Annotated in this window: 21 protein-coding genes and 1 riboswitch; of the genes, 13 read left to right on the forward strand and 8 right to left on the reverse strand. The window is 64.3% G+C overall.

Features of this window, described 5'->3' with window-relative positions:
* Nucleotides 1–240: 240 nt before the first annotated feature.
* The 4 genes from N7650_RS17465 to N7650_RS17480 all read left to right on the forward strand — a co-directional run bounded on the left by N7650_RS17465 (nucleotide 241) and on the right by N7650_RS17480 (nucleotide 3,258).
* Nucleotides 241–891, forward strand: coding sequence for a DedA family protein (locus N7650_RS17465; RefSeq protein WP_279899292.1), 651 nt, complete (start codon nucleotides 241–243; stop codon nucleotides 889–891).
* A gap of 9 nt (nucleotides 892–900) precedes the next feature.
* Nucleotides 901–1,716 carry a zinc-dependent peptidase gene (locus N7650_RS17470; RefSeq protein WP_279899294.1) on the forward strand — a complete coding sequence of 272 codons (816 nt, stop codon included), beginning with the start codon at nucleotides 901–903 and terminating at the stop codon, nucleotides 1,714–1,716.
* 91 nt (nucleotides 1,717–1,807) lie between these two features.
* A complete protein-coding gene (gene ppa / locus N7650_RS17475) occupies nucleotides 1,808–2,335 on the forward strand; it encodes an inorganic diphosphatase (RefSeq protein ID WP_009397414.1) in 528 nt (175 codons plus the stop codon).
* A gap of 209 nt (nucleotides 2,336–2,544) precedes the next feature.
* Nucleotides 2,545–3,258, forward strand: coding sequence for an XRE family transcriptional regulator (locus N7650_RS17480; RefSeq protein WP_037059688.1), 714 nt, complete (start codon nucleotides 2,545–2,547; stop codon nucleotides 3,256–3,258).
* A 224-nt stretch (nucleotides 3,259–3,482) separates the two neighbouring features.
* Here N7650_RS17480 and N7650_RS17485 read toward each other — a convergent pair whose 3' ends face one another.
* The 5 genes from N7650_RS17485 to N7650_RS17505 all read right to left on the reverse strand — a co-directional run bounded on the left by N7650_RS17485 (nucleotide 3,483) and on the right by N7650_RS17505 (nucleotide 7,581).
* Nucleotides 3,483–3,977, reverse strand: coding sequence for a DUF6882 domain-containing protein (locus tag N7650_RS17485; protein WP_279899297.1), 495 nt, complete (start codon nucleotides 3,975–3,977; stop codon nucleotides 3,483–3,485).
* 80 nt (nucleotides 3,978–4,057) lie between these two features.
* A complete protein-coding gene (locus tag N7650_RS17490) occupies nucleotides 4,058–4,924 on the reverse strand; it encodes a hypothetical protein (RefSeq protein WP_279899299.1) in 867 nt (288 codons plus the stop codon).
* A 3-nt stretch (nucleotides 4,925–4,927) separates the two neighbouring features.
* Entirely contained in the window at nucleotides 4,928–5,494 is a 567-nt protein-coding gene (gene mntP, locus N7650_RS17495; RefSeq protein ID WP_279899300.1) for a manganese efflux pump MntP, read from the reverse strand.
* A gap of 3 nt (nucleotides 5,495–5,497) precedes the next feature.
* Nucleotides 5,498–5,666: riboswitch (yybP-ykoY riboswitch) on the reverse strand.
* A 156-nt stretch (nucleotides 5,667–5,822) separates the two neighbouring features.
* Nucleotides 5,823–6,722, reverse strand: a complete 900-nt coding sequence (locus N7650_RS17500; RefSeq protein WP_009397424.1) for a proline iminopeptidase-family hydrolase — start codon at nucleotides 6,720–6,722, stop codon at nucleotides 5,823–5,825.
* A 97-nt stretch (nucleotides 6,723–6,819) separates the two neighbouring features.
* A complete protein-coding gene (locus tag N7650_RS17505) occupies nucleotides 6,820–7,581 on the reverse strand; it encodes a LuxR family transcriptional regulator (RefSeq protein WP_279899302.1) in 762 nt (253 codons plus the stop codon).
* 175 nt (nucleotides 7,582–7,756) lie between these two features.
* Here N7650_RS17505 and N7650_RS17510 point away from each other — a divergent pair, with 175 nt between their 5' ends.
* The 9 genes from N7650_RS17510 to dxs all read left to right on the forward strand — a co-directional run bounded on the left by N7650_RS17510 (nucleotide 7,757) and on the right by dxs (nucleotide 17,324).
* Entirely contained in the window at nucleotides 7,757–8,644 is an 888-nt protein-coding gene (locus N7650_RS17510) for a proline iminopeptidase-family hydrolase (protein ID WP_279899303.1), read from the forward strand.
* Nucleotides 8,645–8,647: 3 nt separating this feature from the next.
* Nucleotides 8,648–9,595: an ABC transporter permease gene (locus N7650_RS17515; RefSeq protein WP_064302079.1), complete on the forward strand. Its 948-nt coding sequence runs from the start codon at nucleotides 8,648–8,650 to the stop codon at nucleotides 9,593–9,595.
* On the forward strand, nucleotides 9,592–10,449 hold the full coding sequence (locus tag N7650_RS17520; protein ID WP_279899306.1) for an ABC transporter permease: 858 nt from the start codon (nucleotides 9,592–9,594) through the stop codon (nucleotides 10,447–10,449). Before N7650_RS17515 ends, N7650_RS17520 begins: the two co-directional genes overlap by 4 nt.
* Nucleotides 10,446–11,432: an ABC transporter ATP-binding protein gene (locus N7650_RS17525; RefSeq protein ID WP_279899308.1), complete on the forward strand. Its 987-nt coding sequence runs from the start codon at nucleotides 10,446–10,448 to the stop codon at nucleotides 11,430–11,432. The genes N7650_RS17520 and N7650_RS17525 overlap by 4 nt, the downstream gene beginning before the upstream one ends.
* Entirely contained in the window at nucleotides 11,429–12,403 is a 975-nt protein-coding gene (locus N7650_RS17530; protein WP_279899309.1) for an ABC transporter ATP-binding protein, read from the forward strand. The genes N7650_RS17525 and N7650_RS17530 overlap by 4 nt, the downstream gene beginning before the upstream one ends.
* 32 nt (nucleotides 12,404–12,435) lie before the next feature.
* Nucleotides 12,436–13,977 carry an ABC transporter substrate-binding protein gene (locus N7650_RS17535; RefSeq protein ID WP_009397431.1) on the forward strand — a complete coding sequence of 514 codons (1,542 nt, stop codon included), beginning with the start codon at nucleotides 12,436–12,438 and terminating at the stop codon, nucleotides 13,975–13,977.
* 138 nt (nucleotides 13,978–14,115) lie between these two features.
* Entirely contained in the window at nucleotides 14,116–14,358 is a 243-nt protein-coding gene (locus tag N7650_RS17540) for an exodeoxyribonuclease VII small subunit (protein ID WP_279899311.1), read from the forward strand.
* Nucleotides 14,355–15,242 carry a (2E,6E)-farnesyl diphosphate synthase gene (gene ispA, locus N7650_RS17545; protein ID WP_009397433.1) on the forward strand — a complete coding sequence of 296 codons (888 nt, stop codon included), beginning with the start codon at nucleotides 14,355–14,357 and terminating at the stop codon, nucleotides 15,240–15,242. The genes N7650_RS17540 and ispA overlap by 4 nt, the downstream gene beginning before the upstream one ends.
* Nucleotides 15,243–15,425: 183 nt before the next feature.
* Nucleotides 15,426–17,324, forward strand: coding sequence for a 1-deoxy-D-xylulose-5-phosphate synthase (dxs, locus tag N7650_RS17550; RefSeq protein ID WP_279899313.1), 1,899 nt, complete (start codon nucleotides 15,426–15,428; stop codon nucleotides 17,322–17,324).
* 109 nt (nucleotides 17,325–17,433) lie between these two features.
* Here dxs and N7650_RS17555 read toward each other — a convergent pair whose 3' ends face one another.
* The 3 genes from N7650_RS17555 to N7650_RS17565 all read right to left on the reverse strand — a co-directional run bounded on the left by N7650_RS17555 (nucleotide 17,434) and on the right by N7650_RS17565 (nucleotide 19,318).
* Nucleotides 17,434–17,853, reverse strand: coding sequence for an MFS transporter (locus tag N7650_RS17555; protein ID WP_279899314.1), 420 nt, complete (start codon nucleotides 17,851–17,853; stop codon nucleotides 17,434–17,436).
* Nucleotides 17,850–18,467: a GTP cyclohydrolase II gene (gene ribA, locus N7650_RS17560; protein WP_279899315.1), complete on the reverse strand. Its 618-nt coding sequence runs from the start codon at nucleotides 18,465–18,467 to the stop codon at nucleotides 17,850–17,852. The genes N7650_RS17555 and ribA overlap by 4 nt, the downstream gene beginning before the upstream one ends.
* A gap of 116 nt (nucleotides 18,468–18,583) precedes the next feature.
* A complete protein-coding gene (locus N7650_RS17565; protein WP_009397437.1) occupies nucleotides 18,584–19,318 on the reverse strand; it encodes a transporter substrate-binding domain-containing protein in 735 nt (244 codons plus the stop codon).
* Nucleotides 19,319–19,322 lie beyond the last annotated feature (4 nt).

The following is a 19,322-nucleotide window of genomic DNA, read 5'->3' on the forward strand; positions in this document are numbered from 1 at the left end:
GCAATGAGGTTGTCAGATCGGGCCTCATCGCTGGCAAGCCAGCTCCCACAGGGATCAGTGGAACTCGAAAGTCTCCGCACATTCAGCTACAAACTGCGTAAGCAGAATCCCCTCACAGCCGTATAATGCCTCCCTTCAGACTGTGTGAATCGTTACCCAGGCCTGTGGGCAAAAACCTCACACTCCGCACTGCCAGCCATCGCATGCCCGTAAAGCCGGGTCCTGAACAAGGTGCTGTACATGGATTTCAACCCGCTGGACCTCATTCTGCATCTCGATGCCTACCTCGATCTGCTGGTCAACAACTACGGTCCCTGGATCTACGCGATCCTGTTCCTGGTGATCTTCTGTGAAACCGGCCTGGTGGTGATGCCGTTCCTGCCGGGCGATTCCCTGCTGTTCATCGCAGGCGCCGTGGCCGCGGGCGGCGGCATGGACCCGGTGCTGCTGGGCGGCCTGCTGATGCTGGCGGCGATACTGGGCGACAGCACCAATTACGTGATCGGACGAACCGCCGGGGAACGGCTGTTCCGTAACCCCGACTCGAAGATCTTCCGCCGCGACTACCTGCAGCAGACCCACGATTTCTACGAGCGCCACGGTGGCAAGACCGTGACCCTGGCGCGCTTCCTGCCGATCCTGCGCACCTTCGCGCCGTTCGTCGCCGGCATCGCGAAAATGTCCTACCCGCGTTTCTTCGGCTTCAGCGTGGCCGGCACCATCCTCTGGGTCGGCGGCCTGGTGACCCTGGGCTACTTCTTCGGCAACGTGCCGTTCATCAAGCAGAACCTGTCGCTGATGATCGTCGCCATCATCCTCCTGTCGCTGGTCCCGGTGATCATCGGTGTGGTCCGTGGCCGCCTGGGCCGCAGCCAGGCCAAGGCGCACTGACCGGCGATCATGTGGAGCTTCAGCGCCTGGCGTCGGCGCCGCACCCTGGAACGCCATCCGGTCGATCCACAGCTGTGGCAGCAGGTGCGCGAGCGCCTGCCGATCCTCGACGGCATCAGCGACGCGGAAGACCGCTGGCTGCGTGAAGCCTGCGTGCTGTTTCTCAGCGACAAGCACCTGACCTGCCTGCCCGGGGTCGAGCTGGACGACGGCGAACGCCTGTTCCTCGCGGCCCAGGCGCAGTTGCCGTTGCTGCACCTGGGCGCGCTGAACTGGTACCAGGGCTTCCACGAACTGATCCTCTACCCCGACGACTTCCTCAGCCCGCAGCGCCACCGCGACAGCAGCGGCATCGAACACGAGTGGGACGCCGAGCACAGTGGCGAAGCCTGGCAACAGGGCCCGGTGATCATGGCCTGGCCCGGCGTGCTCTCCAGCGGTGGCTGGGAAGGCTACAACCTGGTCATCCACGAGCTGGCACACAAGCTGGACATGCTCAACGGCGACGCCAACGGCTTGCCGCCGCTGCACAACGACATGCGCGTCGGTGACTGGGCCACGGCCATGCAGCAGGCCTATGACGACCTCAACGCCCAACTGGACCGCAACCCCGACGCCGAGACCGCTATCGATCCCTACGCAGCGGAAAACCCGGCGGAATTCTTCGCCGTCACCAGCGAATACTTCTTCAGTGCGCCCGACCTGCTGGCCCAGGCCTACCCCCAGGTCTACGCCCAGTTGCGCGGCTTCTATCGCCAGGATCCCCTGGCCCGCCTGCAACAGCTGCAGGCCACGCATCCCGGCTACAAAGAAGCCGCGGAGTGAATCGGTCAAGCATCGGGGCGGGCGTGGCAAGGGCCTTGGAATGTGCCTATAATCGCGGCCAATTTTTGGTCAAACACGGGGGCAACGCCCAATGAGCTACAGCAAGATCCCGGCTGGCAAAGACCTGCCGAACGACATCTACGTCGCCATCGAGATCCCGGCCAACCACGCGCCGATCAAATACGAGATCGACAAGGACAGCGACTGCCTGTTCGTTGACCGCTTCATGGCCACCCCTATGTTCTACCCGGCCAACTACGGTTTCATCCCGAACACCCTGGCCGACGACGGTGATCCTCTGGACGTGCTGGTCGTTACCCCGTATCCGGTCGCTCCAGGCTCGGTGATCCGTGCCCGTCCGGTCGGCGTCCTGAACATGACCGACGATGGTGGCGGCGACGCCAAGATCATCGCCGTACCGCACGACAAACTGTCGCAGCTGTACGTAGACGTGAAGGAATACACCGATCTGCCAGCGCTGCTGCTGGAGCAGATCAAGCACTTCTTCGAGAACTACAAGGATCTGGAGAAAGGCAAATGGGTCAAGATCGACGGCTGGGGCAATGCTGACGCCGCCCGCGCCGAGATCAGCAAGTCGGTCGCTGCCTACAAAGGCTAAGTCCGGTTGCGTAAAAAGCCCCGCATTCGCGGGGCTTTTTTATGGACACTGGTATGGAAACCATTCGATCAAATGGCCCTATGCAGAATTAGCGAAAATTCCTACAAAAATATGGGCAGCAGCTGTAATCACGCCTCCATCATTTCCCCGAAACATCTCAACTCAATGTTTATAGGAAGCCTTGCGCTTGGGTTCTAGACTCGACGCCCATGAATACTTCCGGTGATCGATTGAAGGCCCTGCTGAGCGAGTGCAACCTGAGCGCTTCGGACTTTGCCGCGCAACGCAAGGTAACCCCCCAGCATGTAAACAACTGGTTCCACCGCGGCGTGCCCCAGGCCCGCCTCGATGAAATCGCCGAACTGCTCTGCGTACGGGCCAAATGGCTGCGTACCGGCGAAGGCCCCAAGCACAGCTCGCCGCTACCGCGGGTCAATCGCAGCCGCAACGGCCCGTTGCGCAGTGAACCACCAGAGCACAGTGCCCTGAGTTGCCACGGCGAAAACGACGTCCGCCTGCAGTTCCATGTACTGCGCGCACGCCAGCTCGAGCCCATCGACCAACGCTACCTGCGCCTGCCGCGCCACGCCCTTGACCGCCTCGGTGTCGATCCCGGCCAGGCGATCGCCCTGAGCATGCCCGACTACAACATGACTCCGCTGATTCCCTACGGCGCCCCCCTGGCCATCGACCGCGGCCTGACCCGGGTGGTGGACGGCGAACTCTACGCCGTACTGCACAACGGCCAATTGCGCATCAACAGCCTGAGCAAACGCAGCAACGGCGCCCTGCGCCTGCACAGCCACGACAGCGAGGGTTTTCCCTGCGAGAACTACGGAGTCGGCCAATCCCGCGGCCACCAGCTGGAAGTGCTGGGCTGGGTGTTCTGGTGGGCGCAATATCGCAGCGAAAGGCCGGACTGAAGCGCCGGAGTGCATTTTTTGCTGGGCATTGCGAGTCATTCCCAGTATGCTGTGCGCCACCTCAGCCCTGAGTGCCGCTTGCACCTCACGGGCCGGGCGAGGTCTCACACAGCCCTCGCTCATACGGCACCACCCTGCGGTGCCGTCCAACGATTTGAAGGCGGTTGCGGCTTGCCAAAAGCCAGCCAGAACTGTCCCCGAGAAGCCGGCCACAAGCCGGCTTTTTAATTTCCGTTATTGCAGCTTCCCTCTCCAACCCGCCTGCCCCCCGTCAGCGCCAGAAACGCATTCATCTGCCCATACGGCGCCCGATATACACCCAGCGCATTCAGGTACTTCACGCTGATCGCCGCCAGTTCCCAGGCCATGGGTTCGTCGTCGATGGAGAACGCCTGCTCCGAGACGAACAGGTCCAGCCCGGTGAGATCACCCAGGGCCTTGAGCGGCGCTGATCGTTCACGGTGCCGGGGCAGCAGCGTTTCGTTGCTCCAGGCCCAGCGCCAGGTGTTTTCATTGCCGGCATGGCTGCCGATGGGAATGACATCGGCCTCGACCACCTTGTTGTCGTCGAGGTCGTACATTTCGAGTAGACCGGCCTCCTGGTCGAAGGACCATCGGGCGTGGCCGGCGAGGTGGTGCTCGGTTTCGAGCAGTTGCTGTTTTTCCTTGAGTTCGTCCTTGGCAGACCGCAGGAAGCGGTCGAAATGTTCGTTGATCATGAGGTTTCCTGAACGCTGCGGATGGCGTGGCCGGAACGATCAAGAGTAGCCGCGATTTGCCAGACCGCGGCAAATACACCTCACCCCCGCGGGGACGGCGGCGGCAGCAGCTCCAGTACGCGATCGCGGCCGCCCTCGGCCACCAGGTAAGTGCCACGCCCGGTAGCCACGATGGATTGCGGCGCCTTGAGGAAGGACAACACCGTGCGTTGCTCGCCCTGCGGATCCACCAACAGCAGGCGGGCGCGGTGGGTGGAGTCCTCGCTTATCCACAGGCCACGCTGGTCACACATCAGGAAGGTGGGCTGGTTGAGGCCGCTGAGAATCACCGGGTCGCTGCGGTCCTCGGTCAACTGGCGGACCAGGCCGGTTTCCTTTTCGCTGTACAGCAAGCGGCCATCGCTGCAACGGGTAATCGACTCGGTTTCAGTGAGACCATTCCTCAGCACGGTCAGCGAGCCGTCACTCCAGCGGTAGCGCATCAGGCGACCGTCACCCTTGCGATCCTCGATGGCGTAGAGATCCTCGCCGTCGTTCCACAGGCCTTGGACATTGTTGCCACTGAACAACGGCGTCACCTGGCCGTCCTTGAACAGGCTGACCGGCGCGTTGCCCACTTCCTGGCTGAACACCCAGCCACCGAGCGCGGGGGTCATGCCGTCGGGCTTGGACAGCCCGCCCACCAGGGTTTCGCGCTGGCCGTCGCGCTGGATGCGCACGATGCTGCCTTTGCTGCCTCGCAGTTCCTGGCTGACCAGTAACGAGCCGTCCGGCAAGGGCGCCAGGGAGGCCGCCTTGGGCACGGCGCGGTAGGCGACCTGGAAGCTCCAGTCGCCAGAAGCCTGCACCGGGTAGAAGCTCTGCCAGGCAAAGAAACCCAGCGCGGTGAGGACCAGCACAGCGCCGGCAAGCACTAGCTGACGCAATACAGAGAAGCTTCGAGTCATGGATCAGACCGCCGTCAGGTGTTCATAAAGGATGGCCGCGCCCACCAGCATCAGCACCACGCCACCGGCGATCTCGGCACGCTTGCCGACGACCGCGCCGAGCACGCGGCCAAGCATCACGCCGACAGTCACCATCACACCGGTAGCCATGCCGATTGCCGCTGCCGCGACCAGGATGTTCACGTCGACGAAGGCCAGGCCCACGCCCACCGCCATGGCATCGATGCTGGTGGCGAACGCGGTCACGGCTAGGATGAAGAAGGAATGCTGGCTGGCTTTTTCTTCGGCTTCGTCCTCGTGCTTGAGACCGTTGTAGATCATGTGAAGGCCAAGTGCCAGTAGCAGGCCGAATGCGATCCAGTGGTCCCAGTTTTCCACGTATCGCACCGCTGCCTGGCCGATGCCCCAGCCGACGACGGGGGTGATGGCCTCGATCACACCGAAGATCAGGCCGGTGCGCAGGGCTTCGCTGAAACGCGGTTTATGCAGGCTGGAGCCTTTGCCGATGGCGGCGGCAAACGCATCGGTGGACATCGCCATGGCGAGGAAGAAAAGGGAAATCGGGTTCACGGTTTCTATCCAGTCGGGCTATGAGTCAACGACGCAACCACACGCCCGACTCCAGGCATGGCTGCATCGTTGGTCTCGCCAACCAGAAGGTGTTCACGCCACGGCTGCTGCCGAGAATGTTGACGCGAACGCTCATGACCGAGGGTCAGGAGCAGGCTACTCCCCAACAAGGGTCGCCAATATAGTGGCCCGGATGTGAAAAAAACATCAACCGGAAACGACTTTTCCTACTCGAGGCGTCTGGACGGGCCTCATCGCTGGCAAGCCAGCTCCCACAGGGATCTGCTGTGGGAGCTGGCTTGCCAGCGATGAGGCACTCAAGAACACCTCAAAGGTTCTGGTCGAGGAAGGTGACTACAGTCCCCATGCACGCCACCCGCTCTTCCACGTGCGGCATATGGCTCGAATTCTCGAACAGCGCCCAACGAATGCCGGGGATCAGGTCCAGGTATGGCTTGACCACCAGCGGCGTGGCTTCGTCATAACGCCCGGAAATCAGCAGGCTTGGCACATTGATGCGCGGCAGGCGATCAACGATGGTCCAGTCCTTGGTGCTGCCGATCACGTGGAATTCGTTCGGCCCGGTCATGGCGTGGTACACGGTGGGGTCGGCGTCGACCTGGGCGAAGGTCCGAGCCACTTCGTCCGGCCAGGGGTTGAGGCGGCAGACATGACGGTCGTAGAAGACCCGGGTCGCGGCGATGTAGTCGGCGGCGGTGAAGTCACCAGCGGCCTCGTGGCGCAGCAGAGTGTCCTGCACGTCCTGCGGCAGTTCCTCGCGCAGGCGGTTGGCTTCCTTGACCCAGGTGCGCATGTCTGCCGGCGAGTTGGCGATCACCAGGCAGCGCAGCCCGGCCGGGCGCCGTACCGCGTGCTCGCTGGCGAGCATGCCGCCCCAGGACTGGCCGAGCAGCGCGTAGCGGTCGCGAATGCCCAGATGGTCGAGCAGGTTGTCGAGTTCTTCGAGGAACAGGCTCACGGTCCAGAATGACGGCGGCATGTCCGGCAGATGGGTCGAGCGCCCGTTGCCGAGCTGATCGTAGTGGATGACCGGGTAGCCACCGGCCGCGACATCCTTGTAGGCATCGACGTAGTCATGGGTACAACCCGGGCCGCCATGCAGGATGACCAGCGGGGTGCGCCCGCACTCCAGGTCACCGGTGACGCGATACCAGGTTTGATAACTACCGAAAGGGGCAAAGCCTTCACGCGATTTGATGAGTTCCATTTCATCGGGCTCCGTGCGGATCGTAGGGCATACCATAGCCGCCACGTGCCTCGGGCATAACTAGAGAATTCTCTAGGTTTTCGCGATTTTTCCGCTATCAGTCCTCTAAAAGCCGGTAGTGCACGGCACGGGCTACCGCCTGGACACGATTCTTGGCACCCAGCTTGTGCATGGCCGAGGTCAGATGCAGGGAGATGGTGGCCAGCGAGCGGTTCAATTGCTCGGCGATCTGCGCCGCCGTCAGGCCCTCGGCGGCCCAGCGCAGGCACTCGCGTTCGCGGCGGGTCAGGCGGATGACCTGCGGCGAGCATTCCTTGTCGAGCAGGGGGTAGGCGGCTTCCTGGAGCGCGTGGGCGACCAGACTGAAGTCAGCGAGATGCTCGCGGGCCTCGTCGAGGTCACGCCTGCTGGTCTGCGGGCGCAGGCCGGTGAGGGTGGCGAAGCCGCCGCGAGGCAGGTGGATCGGCACGGTCACGCCACAGGCCAATTGCGCATCCTGCAGATAGCCGACCACCGGCGCATGCCGACTGTCGATGAAACGCTGGAGGATGGTGTCGCCCTTGGGCTGGTAGGACCAGACGAACGGCGAAATGCTCGTCAGCGCAAGGTGCTGCACCGGATCGATCTGGTAATAGCCTTCGGCGCACCAGAGGTCCTGCCAGTCCTGCGGGGTGTTGCGCACCCGCAGGATCGCCGGGGTGATGAGTTCGCCGACGTGGTCCAGTGGAACGGGACTGTAGTCATAGACCAGGGCTTCGAAGCCCAGGTCCGCTGCCACGTCGGCAACGCTGTCCATCTGCTCGTCCAGGCTCCTGCCAGACAACAGACGATGGTCGAGATCAGCCAGTTTGGCCTGCATTCCTTGCACTCCTGCGTATTACCCCTGTTGGATTTCCATCTTGAAGTCCGACAAGTAGAATGCCACGGCCCGGCGCCGGACTGCCACCACAAACCTATAGGAAATACTAGCTTGTGGGCACTGCCGTCTCCTGCGCAGGGTATAGCTGCAAGCCAATGCCAACAGGAGAGTAGCGATGTGGCGTGAGATGCAACCGGACCAGCAGTTCGACGTGACGGTCGATGGCCACAATCTCGTGGTGTACAGCTATGGTGAAGGCGACGAGGTGCTGCTGCTCCTCAATGGCGGCCCCGGGCTACCCTGCGATTACCTTCGCGAGGCCCATTCGTGGCTCAAGGACAAGGGTCTGCGCGTGGTCACCTTCGACCAACTGGGAACCGGCAAGTCCGCCCGCCCCGAAGACCCGTCCCTGTGGAACATCACCCGCTACGTTGCCGAAGTGGAAACCGTGCGCCAGGCCCTCGACCTCGGCCGTGTGCACATGCTCGGGCATTCCTGGGGCGGCTGGCTGGCGATCGAGTACGCCATCCATCATCCGCAGGCACTCAAGAGCCTGATCCTGGAAAACACCGTCGGCGATATTCCGCACCTGTCCAGCGAGCTGGAACGCCTGCGCGGCGCCCTTGGCAGCGAAACCGTGGCGATGATGCAGCGCTTCGAGGCCCTGGGGCAGCTCGACCATCCGCAGTACCAGGCAGCGATCACCCTGCTCAACTACCGGCATGTCTGCCGTCTCGATGAATGGCCGGCGCCGATCCAGCGCTCGCTGGGCGACTGGAACATGGGCCCGTACACCGCCATGCAGGGGCCAAACGAGTTCCTCTATATCGGCAACCTCAAGGATTGGAACCGGCTCAAGGAAATGGGCGACTTCAGCATGCCGGTACTGATCACCACCGGGCAGCACGACGAACTCACCCCGGCCTGCGCCATGCGCATGAAGCTAGCCCTGAAAGACGCCGAACTGCATGTGTTTCCCAACAGCAGCCATATGCCGTTCTACGAGGAACCCGAGGCGTACTACCCGGTATTGCTGGATTTCCTGCAGCGCCACCGGGGTTGATCGATGAACCTGGCGCGCTACCGCTTCGTCCTGACCCGCCCGCTGCAACTGCTCCCGGTTTTGCTGGGCATCAGCCTCATCACCTTCGTGCTGGTGCGCTCGATCCCCGGTGACCCGGCGCGGGTACTGCTCGGCGCGCGCAGCACGCCGGACGCGATCCAGAAGATCCGCGCCCAGTTCGGCCTGGACGAGCCGATCTGGGTGCAATACCTGTATTTCCTGAAGAACCTGCTCAACGGCGACCTGGGCCAGTCCCTGCTGTATCGGGTCGATGCGCTGAAGCTGATCGCCACGCGGATCGAGCCGACCCTGATGCTGGTGTTCGGCAGCGTGCTCCTGGCATTGCTGATAGCCGTGCCGCTGGCGACCCTCGCGGCGCGCAACAAGGGCGGCTGGATCGATAACCTGATCCGCGTGTTCACCACGGCCGGGCTCGGGTTGCCGGCGTTCTGGCTGGGCTTGATGCTGATCCTGCTGTTCAGCGTGCATTGGGGCCTGTTCCCGGTTTCCGGCTATGGCCGGGAGTGGCCGGAAAAACTTCACCACCTGGTGCTGCCCTGCCTGACCATCGCCCTCGCGCTGTCGGCGGTACTGGTGCGCAACCTGCGCGCCAGCATGCTGGTGGAAATGCAGTCCGACCAGGTCACCGCCGCCCGCGCCCGCGGTCTCTCCGAGAACGCGGTGTTCCGCCGCCACGTGCTGCCCAACTCGATGGTGCCGACGGTCAACCTGCTGGCCGTCAACATCGGCTGGCTGATCAGCGGCACCGTGGTCATCGAAAGCCTGTTTTCCCTGCCCGGCATCGGCCAGTTGCTGGTGCGCGGCATTTTTACCCGCGACTACATGGTGGTGCAGGGCGTGGCCATGGTGCTGGCCTGTGCCACGGTAGCGGTGAACTTCATCGCCGATATCGTCACCACGGCCATCGACCCGCGGGTGAAGATCCAATGAGCAGCCCCAGCATCGCAATCCCGAGCCGCTGGCGCCTGCGCTGGAACCTGGGCGATGGCCGCCTGACCCTGTATTTCGGCCTGGCCATCGTTCTTGGCTGGGGCCTGCTCGCCCTCCTCGCTCCATGGGTCGCCCCCTACGACCCGCTGCTGCAGAATGGCGACCTGCGCCTGATGGCACCGAGCCTGGCGCACCCTTTCGGCACCGACAACTTCGGCCGCGACATCCTCTCCCGGGTCATCTGGGGCGCACGCATCGATTTGCAGATGGCCCTGGTCGGGGTGATCGTCCCCTTCCTGCTCGGCACCTGCATCGGCGCCATCTCCGGCTATATCGGCGGACGCCTGGACGCAGTGTGCATGCGCCTGATCGACATCGTCCTGGCCTTCCCCTTCCTGGTCCTGATGCTGGCGATCATGGCGATCCTCGGCCCCGGACTGGGCAGTTTCTATATCGCCATGGCCCTGGTCGGCTGGGTCTCCTATGCGCGGCTGATCCGCTCGCAGATTCTGATCCTCAAGGAAAGCGATTTCGCCCTCGCCGCCCGCAGCCTCGGCTTCAGCCACCGGCGCATCCTTTTCGGGCACCTGATGCCCAACGCTCTATTCAGTTCGGTGGTGTTCTGCATGTCCGACGCGGTGCTGGTGCTGCTCAACGGTGCGGCGGTCAGCTACCTGGGCCTCGGCGTGCAGCCGCCCACTGCCGAATGGGGCACGATGGTTGCAGAAGGTCAGAGCTTCATCACCAGCGCCTGGTGGATCTGCACCTTTCCGGGCCTGGCCGTGGTGACCCTGGCGATGGGCTTCAGCCTGCTCGCCGACGGTGTCGCCGAACGCCTGGGAGACCGCTCATGAGCACGCCGCTGTTGCAGGTCGAGGACCTGAGCGTGATCGTTCGCAATGATCAACGCGATATTGCCGTGGTCGATCGCCTGTCCTTCAGCCTTGGCGAAGGCGAGATCCTCGGCCTGGTGGGCGAATCCGGCTCAGGCAAGACCATGGCCTGCCGCGCCCTGATGCGCTTGCTGCCCTCGCCGAAACTGCGCGTCGAAGGCACGGCGGTGCGCCTGGGCGGAACCGACCTGCTGCAACTGGACGATGCCGGCATGCGCCGCATGCGTGGCCGCGAACTGGGGATGATCTTCCAGAATCCGAGCAGCCACCTCGATCCACTGATGCGCATCGGCGAGCAGATCGCCGAGGGCATCCGACTGCACCAGGGGGCCTCGCGCCGGGAAGCGCGGGCCGAAGCCATCGAGGTGCTGCGCCAGGTCGGCATTCCCGACCCGCAATCCCGCGTGGACAACTACCCGCACGAATTCTCCGGCGGCATGCGCCAGCGGGCGATGATCGCCGTGGCCCTGGGCTGCAATCCGAAGGTGCTGATCGCCGACGAGCCGACCACGGCGCTGGATGTCACCGTGCAGGCGCAGATCCTCCGGCTGCTCCTGGACCTGCGCGACCGCCGCGGCCTGTCGATGATCCTGATCAGCCACGACCTCGGCGTGGTCGCCCAGACCTGCGACAGCATCGCCGTGATGTATGCCGGACGCTTATGCGAGCACGGCAGCAAGATGCAGATTCTCAAGCGCCCGCAACACCCCTACAGCGCCGGCCTGCTCGCCTGCCATCCGGCGGCGGACAGCGGCCAGCGCCTGATGAACACCATCGGCGGGCAACCACCGCTGCTCGGCGACATGCCCGGGGGTTGCCGCTTCGGCCCACGCTGCGGCCTGGCGTCGCCGATGTGCCGCGAGCACCTGCCACAGTTGCGGGAGATTTCGCCCGGCCACCGCCTGGCCTGTCATACACCGCTGCTGCACGGAGTCGCCCCATGAGCACGCTGTTGCAGGTCAACGACCTGCAGGTGCAATTTCCCGCCGCTGGCAGCGGCCTGTTCAGCCTGCGTCCGCGCAAGGTCAGCGCGGTCAATGGTGCGTCGTTGCACCTGGCCGCCGGGGAAACCCTCGGCCTGGTGGGCGAGTCCGGCTGCGGCAAGAGCACCCTGGCCCGGGCCATCCTGCACCTGAACCCGGTGGCCGGCGGGCAGGTTCTCTTCGACGGCATCGACATGGCCCAGGGCAGCCAGGCCGATATCGCCCGCCTGCGCCACGAGACCGCGATGATCTTCCAGGACCCGTACACCGCCCTGAATCCGCGCCAGCGCATCGGCGACATCATCGCCGAGGTACTGCGGGTGCAGCGCAAGGTGCCCGAGGCACAGGTACCGGAACGGGTCGCCGAACTGCTGAGCCTGGTCGGCTTGCGCCCGGAACTGGCCAGGCGCAAGCCGCGCTCGCTGAGTGGCGGCCAGTGCCAGCGGGTCGGCATCGCCCGCGCCCTGGCGGTGGAACCGCGGCTGATCATCGCCGACGAATGCGTCGCCGCCCTCGACGTGTCGATCCAGGGCCAGATCATCAACCTGCTGCTGGAACTGCGCGAGCGCATGAACCTCGCCATGCTGTTCATCACCCACGACCTCACCGTGGTTCGCCGCCTGTGCGACCGGGTGGCGGTGATGTACCTCGGGCGCATCGTCGAGGAAGGCCCGGTGCACGAGGTCTTCGACGCGCCACGCCACCCCTATACCGCTGCACTGATCCAGTCCATCGCCGATATCGACCCGGCCCGCCGCCTGCCCGAGCAACCGCTGCCGGGCGAGCCGCCGAGCCCGCTGCACCTGCCCACCGGCTGCGCCTTCCATCCCCGTTGCACACGCGCCCTGCCCGCCTGCCGGGAAAGCCAGCCGCCAACCCATTCCCTGGGTACACGACGCCATACCTGCGTCCACCCGGAGCCGCTGTCCTGACCTAACGTCCTTTCATCAAATGGAGCTTGAGCATGAAACCCGGAGCATTGAAGTTACTCACCGCCGCCCTGCTGGCCGCCAGCGCCTTGACCACCGGCGTCGCCCACGCCGCAGGGGTGCTGACCATCGGCTGCCGTGAGGAAAGCACCACCTTCGACCCGATCAAGACCGCGCAGAACCGCGACAACTGGGTCTTCGCCAACGTCTACGACGTGCTGGTGCGGGTGGACAACAGCGGCACCAGGCTGGTCCCCGGCCTGGCGGAAAGCTGGGTCATCTCCGACGACGGCCTGACCTACACCTTCAAGATCCGTCCCGCGAAGTTCTCCGACGGCTCGCCATTGACCGCCGAGGACGCCGCCTTCTCCCTGCTGCGCATTCGCGATAACCCCGGCTCGCTCTGGGCCGACTCCTACAAGATCATCGACACGGCCGTCGCCAAGGATCCCCACACCCTGGTGGTGACCCTGCACAGCAAATCGGTGCCCTTCCTCGCGCAACTGGCCACGGCCAACGTATCCATCGTGTCCAAGGCAGCCATCGAAAAGCTCGGCGAGGAGGAATACGCGCAGAATCCGGTGGTATCCGGGGCATTCAAGGTCAAGGAGTGGCTGCGCGGCGACCGCGTGATCCTGGAAAAGAACCCGCAATACTGGGAAGCCGACAAGGTCAGCCTGGATGGCGTCGAGTGGATCTCCATCCCGGATGACCGCACGCGCATGCTCAAGGTCCAGGCCGGCGAGCTGGACTCGGCCATCTTCGTGCCCTTCTCCCAGGTCAACGACCTGCAGAAGGACAAGAAGGTCACCGTCCACATCGACCCGTCGACCCGCGAAGACCACCTGCTGATCAACCACGAGAAAGGCCTGCTGGGCAAACAGGAAGTGCGCGAGGCCATCGACCTGGCGATCGACAAGAAGGCCCTGGTGGAAACCGTCACCTTCGGTCATGGCGAGCCGGCCTATTCGTACATTCCCAAGGGTGCGCTGTACCACAACGCCAACAACCTGCAGCGCCCCTACGACCCGGCCAAGGCCCGCGAACTGCTGAAGAAGGCCGGGGCCGAAGGGCTCAAGGTCAATTACGTGGTCAATGCCGGCAACGAAGCCGACGAGCAGATCGCCGTACTGGTGCAGAAGCAACTGGCGGATGTCGGCATCACAGCCAACCTGCAGAAGGTCGATCCGACCCAGAGCTGGCAGATGCTGGTGGACGGCGACTACGACCTGTCGGTGATGTACTGGACCAACGACGTGCTCGACCCCGACCAGAAGACCACCTTCGTGCTCGGGCATGACAGCAACCAGAACTACATGACCCGCTACAGGAACGACAAGGTCAAGGACCTGGTGGCTGCGGCGCGGGTCGAGACCGATCCGGTCAAGCGCGGCCAGATGTACGAAGAACTGCAGAAACTGGCCAAGCAGGACGTACACTGGATCGACCTGTACTACAGCCCGTACATCAACATTTCGCGCAGCAATATCCAGAACTTCCTGCAGAACCCGCTGGGGCGCTTCACCCTGGAAGAAACGGTGAAGCTGGAGCCTGGCGTGAAAACCGCGCAGAACTGAGTCGTGCGCTCGGCCTTACCGCTGGAATGCCGGCGGTAAGGCCGTTGCCATGCGACCAAAGAACCTGCCACCAATTTGCCCCGGATGCCCTGCTCTGCTAGTGTCGCGCCGTTCAGAACCGCCACCGAGACAGACGCCATGGCCCGAAAAAAAGCCGCCATCGATTTCGAGCAATCCCTCGCCGACCTGCAAGCCCTTGTCGAGCGCCTGGAGAACGACGAGCTGTCGCTGGAAGACTCGCTGACCGCCTTCGAGCAAGGCATCCGCCTGACCCGCGACTGCCAGGGCGCCCTGACCCAGGCCGAACAGAAGGTGCAGATCCTTCTGGAACGCGACGGCGAACTGGCTGCAGAGCCCTTCGACGCGGAACAGGCGGAATGATCCGCGCCTACCAGACCGCCTGCCAGGCACGGGTCGATGCTGCCCTGGAGCCGCTGTTCCAGGCGCCTTCGGTGGAACTCACCCGGCTCTACGAAGCCATGCGCTACAGCGTGATGAACGGCGGCAAGCGCGTCCGTCCGTTGCTCGCCTATGCCGCCTGCGAAGCCCTGGGCGGCACAGCCGAACAGGCCAATGGCGCGGCCTGCGCGGTCGAGCTGATCCATGCTTATTCGCTGGTGCATGACGATCTGCCGGCGATGGACGACGACGACCTGCGGCGTGGCCAGCCGACTACCCACAAGGCCTTCGACGAGGCCTGCGCGATCCTGGCCGGCGATGGTTTGCAGAGCCTGGCGTTCAGCGCCCTGCTAGACCCGCGCCTCAGTTCGCAGAGCGATGCCACCCGGCTGGCCATGGTGCAGACCCTGGCCAAGGCGGCCGGGCCTGCCGGCATGGTCGGCGGCCAGGCCATCGACCTCGGTTCGGTAGGCCTCAAGCTGGACCAGGCCGCTCTCGAATTCATGCACCGGCACAAGACCGGCGCGCTGATCGAAGCCAGCGTGCGCCTCGGCGCCCTGGCCAGCGAACGCGCTGGCGACGCCGAACTCAAGGCCCTGCAGCAGTATGCCCAGGCCATCGGCCTGGCCTTCCAGGTGCAGGACGACATCCTCGACGTGGAAAGCGATACCGCCACCCTGGGCAAGCGCCAGGGCGCCGATATCGCCCGCGACAAACCCACCTATCCCGCGCTGCTCGGGCTCGACGCGGCCAAGGCCTATGCCCTGGAACTGCGCGACCAGGCGATCGACGCCGTGCGTCCATTCGACGCAGCCGCCGAACCGCTGCGGGCGCTGGCGCGCTACATCGTCGAACGCCGCAACTGAGCGGTGCCCCAATCGCTGGCAAGCCAGCTCCCACAGAGACTGCATGCACCGCCTGACCTGTGGGAGCTGGCTTGTCGGACCGCCGCACCGCAGCGATGAGGCCCTGACAGTCACCCACAAAATGTGCAGTCTCTCCCCAATGGGGTAAACTGCCGCGTCTTCAAACCTATAACGACTCGCCTGATGCCCACGACGTTTCAAGAGATCCCACGCGAACGCCCGGTCACGCCGCTCCTGGACCGTGCCGCCACGCCTGCCGGTTTGCGGCGCCTGGCCGAAGCCGACCTGGAGAACCTGGCCGACGAACTGCGCCAGGAGCTGCTCTACAGCGTCGGCCAGACCGGCGGTCACTTCGGCGCCGGCCTGGGCGTCATCGAGCTGACCATCGCCCTGCACTATGTCTTCGACACCCCGGATGATCGCCTGGTGTGGGACGTCGGGCACCAGGCCTATCCGCACAAGATCCTCACCGGTCGCCGCGAGCGCATGAATACCCTGCGCCAGAAGGATGGCCTGGCCGCCTTCCCGCGACGCAGCGAGAGCGAATACGACACCTTCGGCGTCGGTCACTCCAGCACCTCGATCAGCGCTGCCCTGGGCATGGCCATCGCCGCCCGCCTGCGCAACGAGGCGCGCAAGTCCATCGCGGTGATCGGCGACGGCGCCCTGACCGCCGGCATGGCCTTCGAGGCGTTGAACCATGCCCAGGAAGTCAACGCCGACATGCTGGTCATCCTCAACGACAACGACATGTCGATCTCGCGCAATGTCGGCGGGCTGTCCAACTACCTGGCCAAGATCCTCTCCAGCCGCACCTACGCGAGCATGCGCGAGGGCAGCAAGAAGGTCCTGTCGCGGCTTCCCGGCGCCTGGGAAATCGCCCGCCGCACCGAGGAATACGCCAAGGGGATGCTGGTCCCCGGCACCCTCTTCGAAGAGCTGGGCTGGAACTACATCGGCCCGATCGACGGCCACGACCTGCCGACCCTGATCGCGACCCTGCGCAACATGCGGGATCTCAAGGGCCCGCAGTTCCTGCATGTTGTGACCAAGAAGGGCAAGGGCTTCGCCCCGGCCGAGGTCGATCCGATCGGCTACCACGCCATCACCAAGCTGGAACCCCTGGATGCCCCTGCCGCCGCGCCGAAAAAGGCCGGCGGGCCGAAGTATTCCGCCGTGTTCGGCCAATGGCTGTGCGACATGGCCGCCGCCGACGAGCGTCTGGTGGGCATTACCCCGGCAATGAAGGAAGGCTCCGACCTGGTGGCCTTCAGCGAACGTTATCCACAGCGCTACTTCGACGTGGCCATCGCCGAGCAGCATGCGGTGACGCTGGCCGCGGGCATGGCATGCGAGGGCTCCAAGCCGGTGGTGGCGATCTACTCGACCTTCCTCCAGCGCGCTTACGACCAGTTGATCCATGACGTCGCGGTACAGAACCTCGACGTGCTGTTCGCCATCGACCGCGCCGGCCTGGTGGGCGAAGACGGCCCGACCCACGCCGGCAGCTTCGACCTGTCCTACCTGCGCTGCATCCCCGGCATGCTGGTGATGACCCCGAGCGACGAGAACGAACTGCGCCGCATGCTCAGCACCGGCCACCTGTACAACGGCCCGGCGGCGGTGCGCTACCCACGCGGCAGCGGCCCGAATGCGCCGATCGAAGACAGCCTGGATCCGCTGGAAATCGGCAAGGGCGTGATTCGCCGCCAGGGCAGCAAGGTCGCCTTGCTGGTGTTCGGCGTACAACTGACCGAGGCACTGAAGGTTGCCGAAACACTGGACGCCACGGTGGTGGACATGCGCTTCGTCAAGCCACTGGACGAGGCTCTGGTGCTGGAGCTGGCCGGCAGTCACGACCTGCTGGTGACCATCGAAGAGAACGCCATCATGGGCGGTGCCGGTGCGGCGGTGGGCGAGTTCCTGGCTCGCGAGGCCGTGCTCAAGCCTTTGCTGCACCTGGGGCTGCCGGACGTGTATGTCGAGCATGCCAAGCCGGCGCAGATGCTCGCCGAGTGCGGGCTGGATGCCGCGGGCATCCAAACTTCGGTGCGCAAGCGCATGGAGCTTCTGGGCCTGTAAGGGCCTCATCGCTGGCAAGCCAGCTCCCACAGGTTCAGCACAGGCCTTAAGACTTGTGCAGGACCTGTGGGAGCTGGCTTGCCAGCGATTGCCGTGTATCTTCCGTGCATCAGGCCAATTGGCGGGGAAGACGGTAGAGATACAGGATGACCACGCTGGAGATCGCCAGCAGGATCTGCGGCACTGCCTCCAGACCGACGAACACCGACAGCGCGGCGACCCAGGCCGGCAGGCAGGCGAACAGCATGCCCAGGCGGCGAACCCTGGCCAGTTCGACCCAGGCAGCAGGTTCGGCCTCGCTATCGAGCGCCTTGCCGGTGGCGATCAGGGCGTGCTTGTACACGCCGAAACGCGGCAGGGTCAGGAACATCGAAGCAATGCCGCCAATGAACATCGGCATGGCCAGGACCGGGATGAGCGGGTCCATGCCACCGAAAGCCCAGGCGAAGACAATCAAGGGCGCCAGCGCCACCGCCAGGTATTGCCACCAGGCCAGGGCCAGGCGAGTCCGTACCTGGCTGCGGGTCACGCGCGACCGGCCTCGCCCTGGTGCTCGTTGCCCATCATGTGGCCGAGCTTGCCGGCCTTGGTGGCCAGGTAGTGCTTGTTGTGCGGGTTATGCCCGGTATGCAGCGGCAAGCGCTCGGCAACGACGATACCCATGTCGGTCAGCGCCTTCACCTTGCGAGGGTTGTTGGTCATCAGGCGCAACGAACCAACGCCCAGGTGTTCCAGCATCGGCCGGCACATGCCGTAGTCGCGCTGGTCGGCGGCGAAGCCCAGGCGCTCGTTGGCCTCGACCGTGTCGGCACCGCCGTCCTGCAACTCGTATGCGCGGATCTTGTTCAGCAGGCCGATGCCACGGCCTTCCTGGCGCAGGTAGAGCAGTACGCCGCGCCCTTCCCGGGCGATGGCTTGCAGGGCTGCTTCAAGCTGCGAACCACAATCGCACCGCTGGCTGAACAGGGCATCGCCCGTCAGGCATTCGGAATGCAGGCGGCCCAGCACCGGCTGGCCGTCGGCGACATCACCGAGGCTGAGCACGACGTGCTCGCGGCCGGTGGCTTCGTCGAGAAAACCGTGCATGGTGAAGGTCGCGAAAGGAGTAGGCAGCTTGGAGGCAGCAACGAAAACGACGGGCACCTTGTGCTCCTGAATATGCATGAAAATTGACGTGGGCCGATTGTAACAGCAGCTTGCCACAGCTGCTTATGCTGAATTGCTGAGGCAAAAGATCGAAAAGTTCGATGGTGGATGACCTAGCGCACAGGCTTTTCGAAGGGGTAAGGCTGCTTCCAGCGCTCGAAAATCGGCTTCAGTGCGCCACTGGGCACGAGTTCGTCCATGCGCTTGTCGAACAGGTCGCGCAACGCCTTGCCTTCGGGCGTATCGCCAAATGCCAGATATAAAGGCAGTTCCGCCACATGGGTACTGCGGAAGTCCTCCGGGTGCTCGGCCTGGGCGTGCACATGGTTGACCTCGGTCTGGGCATCGATATAGAAGTCCACCCGCTCGCGCTCGAGCATCGGCAGGATACCGTCGCGACGCTGTACTTCGCGGTAGTAGCCGACGTTGGCCAGGTAGCGCTGGTAGTCGTAGCCGCGCACCCAGGACAGGCGGAACTGGCCAAGGTTGGCCGGAGTCGGCTGCGGCTTGCGGGCCAGGCCCAGGGCGTAGATATGATCGGAGTCGAAATTCCAGCGTGGGTACAGGTTGCCGGACATTTCCTCTTGATAGGAGCCGACCCAGGCATCCGCCTCACCGCGATTCACCAGGCCGATGGCCCGGGTGTAAGGCGCGCTGAGCACCTTGACCTTGACCCCGGCCGGCTCGAACACCCTGCGCAATACATCCCAGGCCACGCCGGTGCCATCGGCGTTGGTGTAGTCCTGCCAGGCCTCGCTGGCCAGACGCACCTCCGCCGGCAGGCCTTCGGCCCGCGCCACGCCCAGCATCCCGGCCAGCATGGCGACCAGCAACAACCACTTGCGCATCGTG

The organism is Pseudomonas sp. GD04058, from assembly GCF_029836855.1.
Taxonomy (GTDB): domain Bacteria; phylum Pseudomonadota; class Gammaproteobacteria; order Pseudomonadales; family Pseudomonadaceae; genus Aquipseudomonas; species Aquipseudomonas bharatica.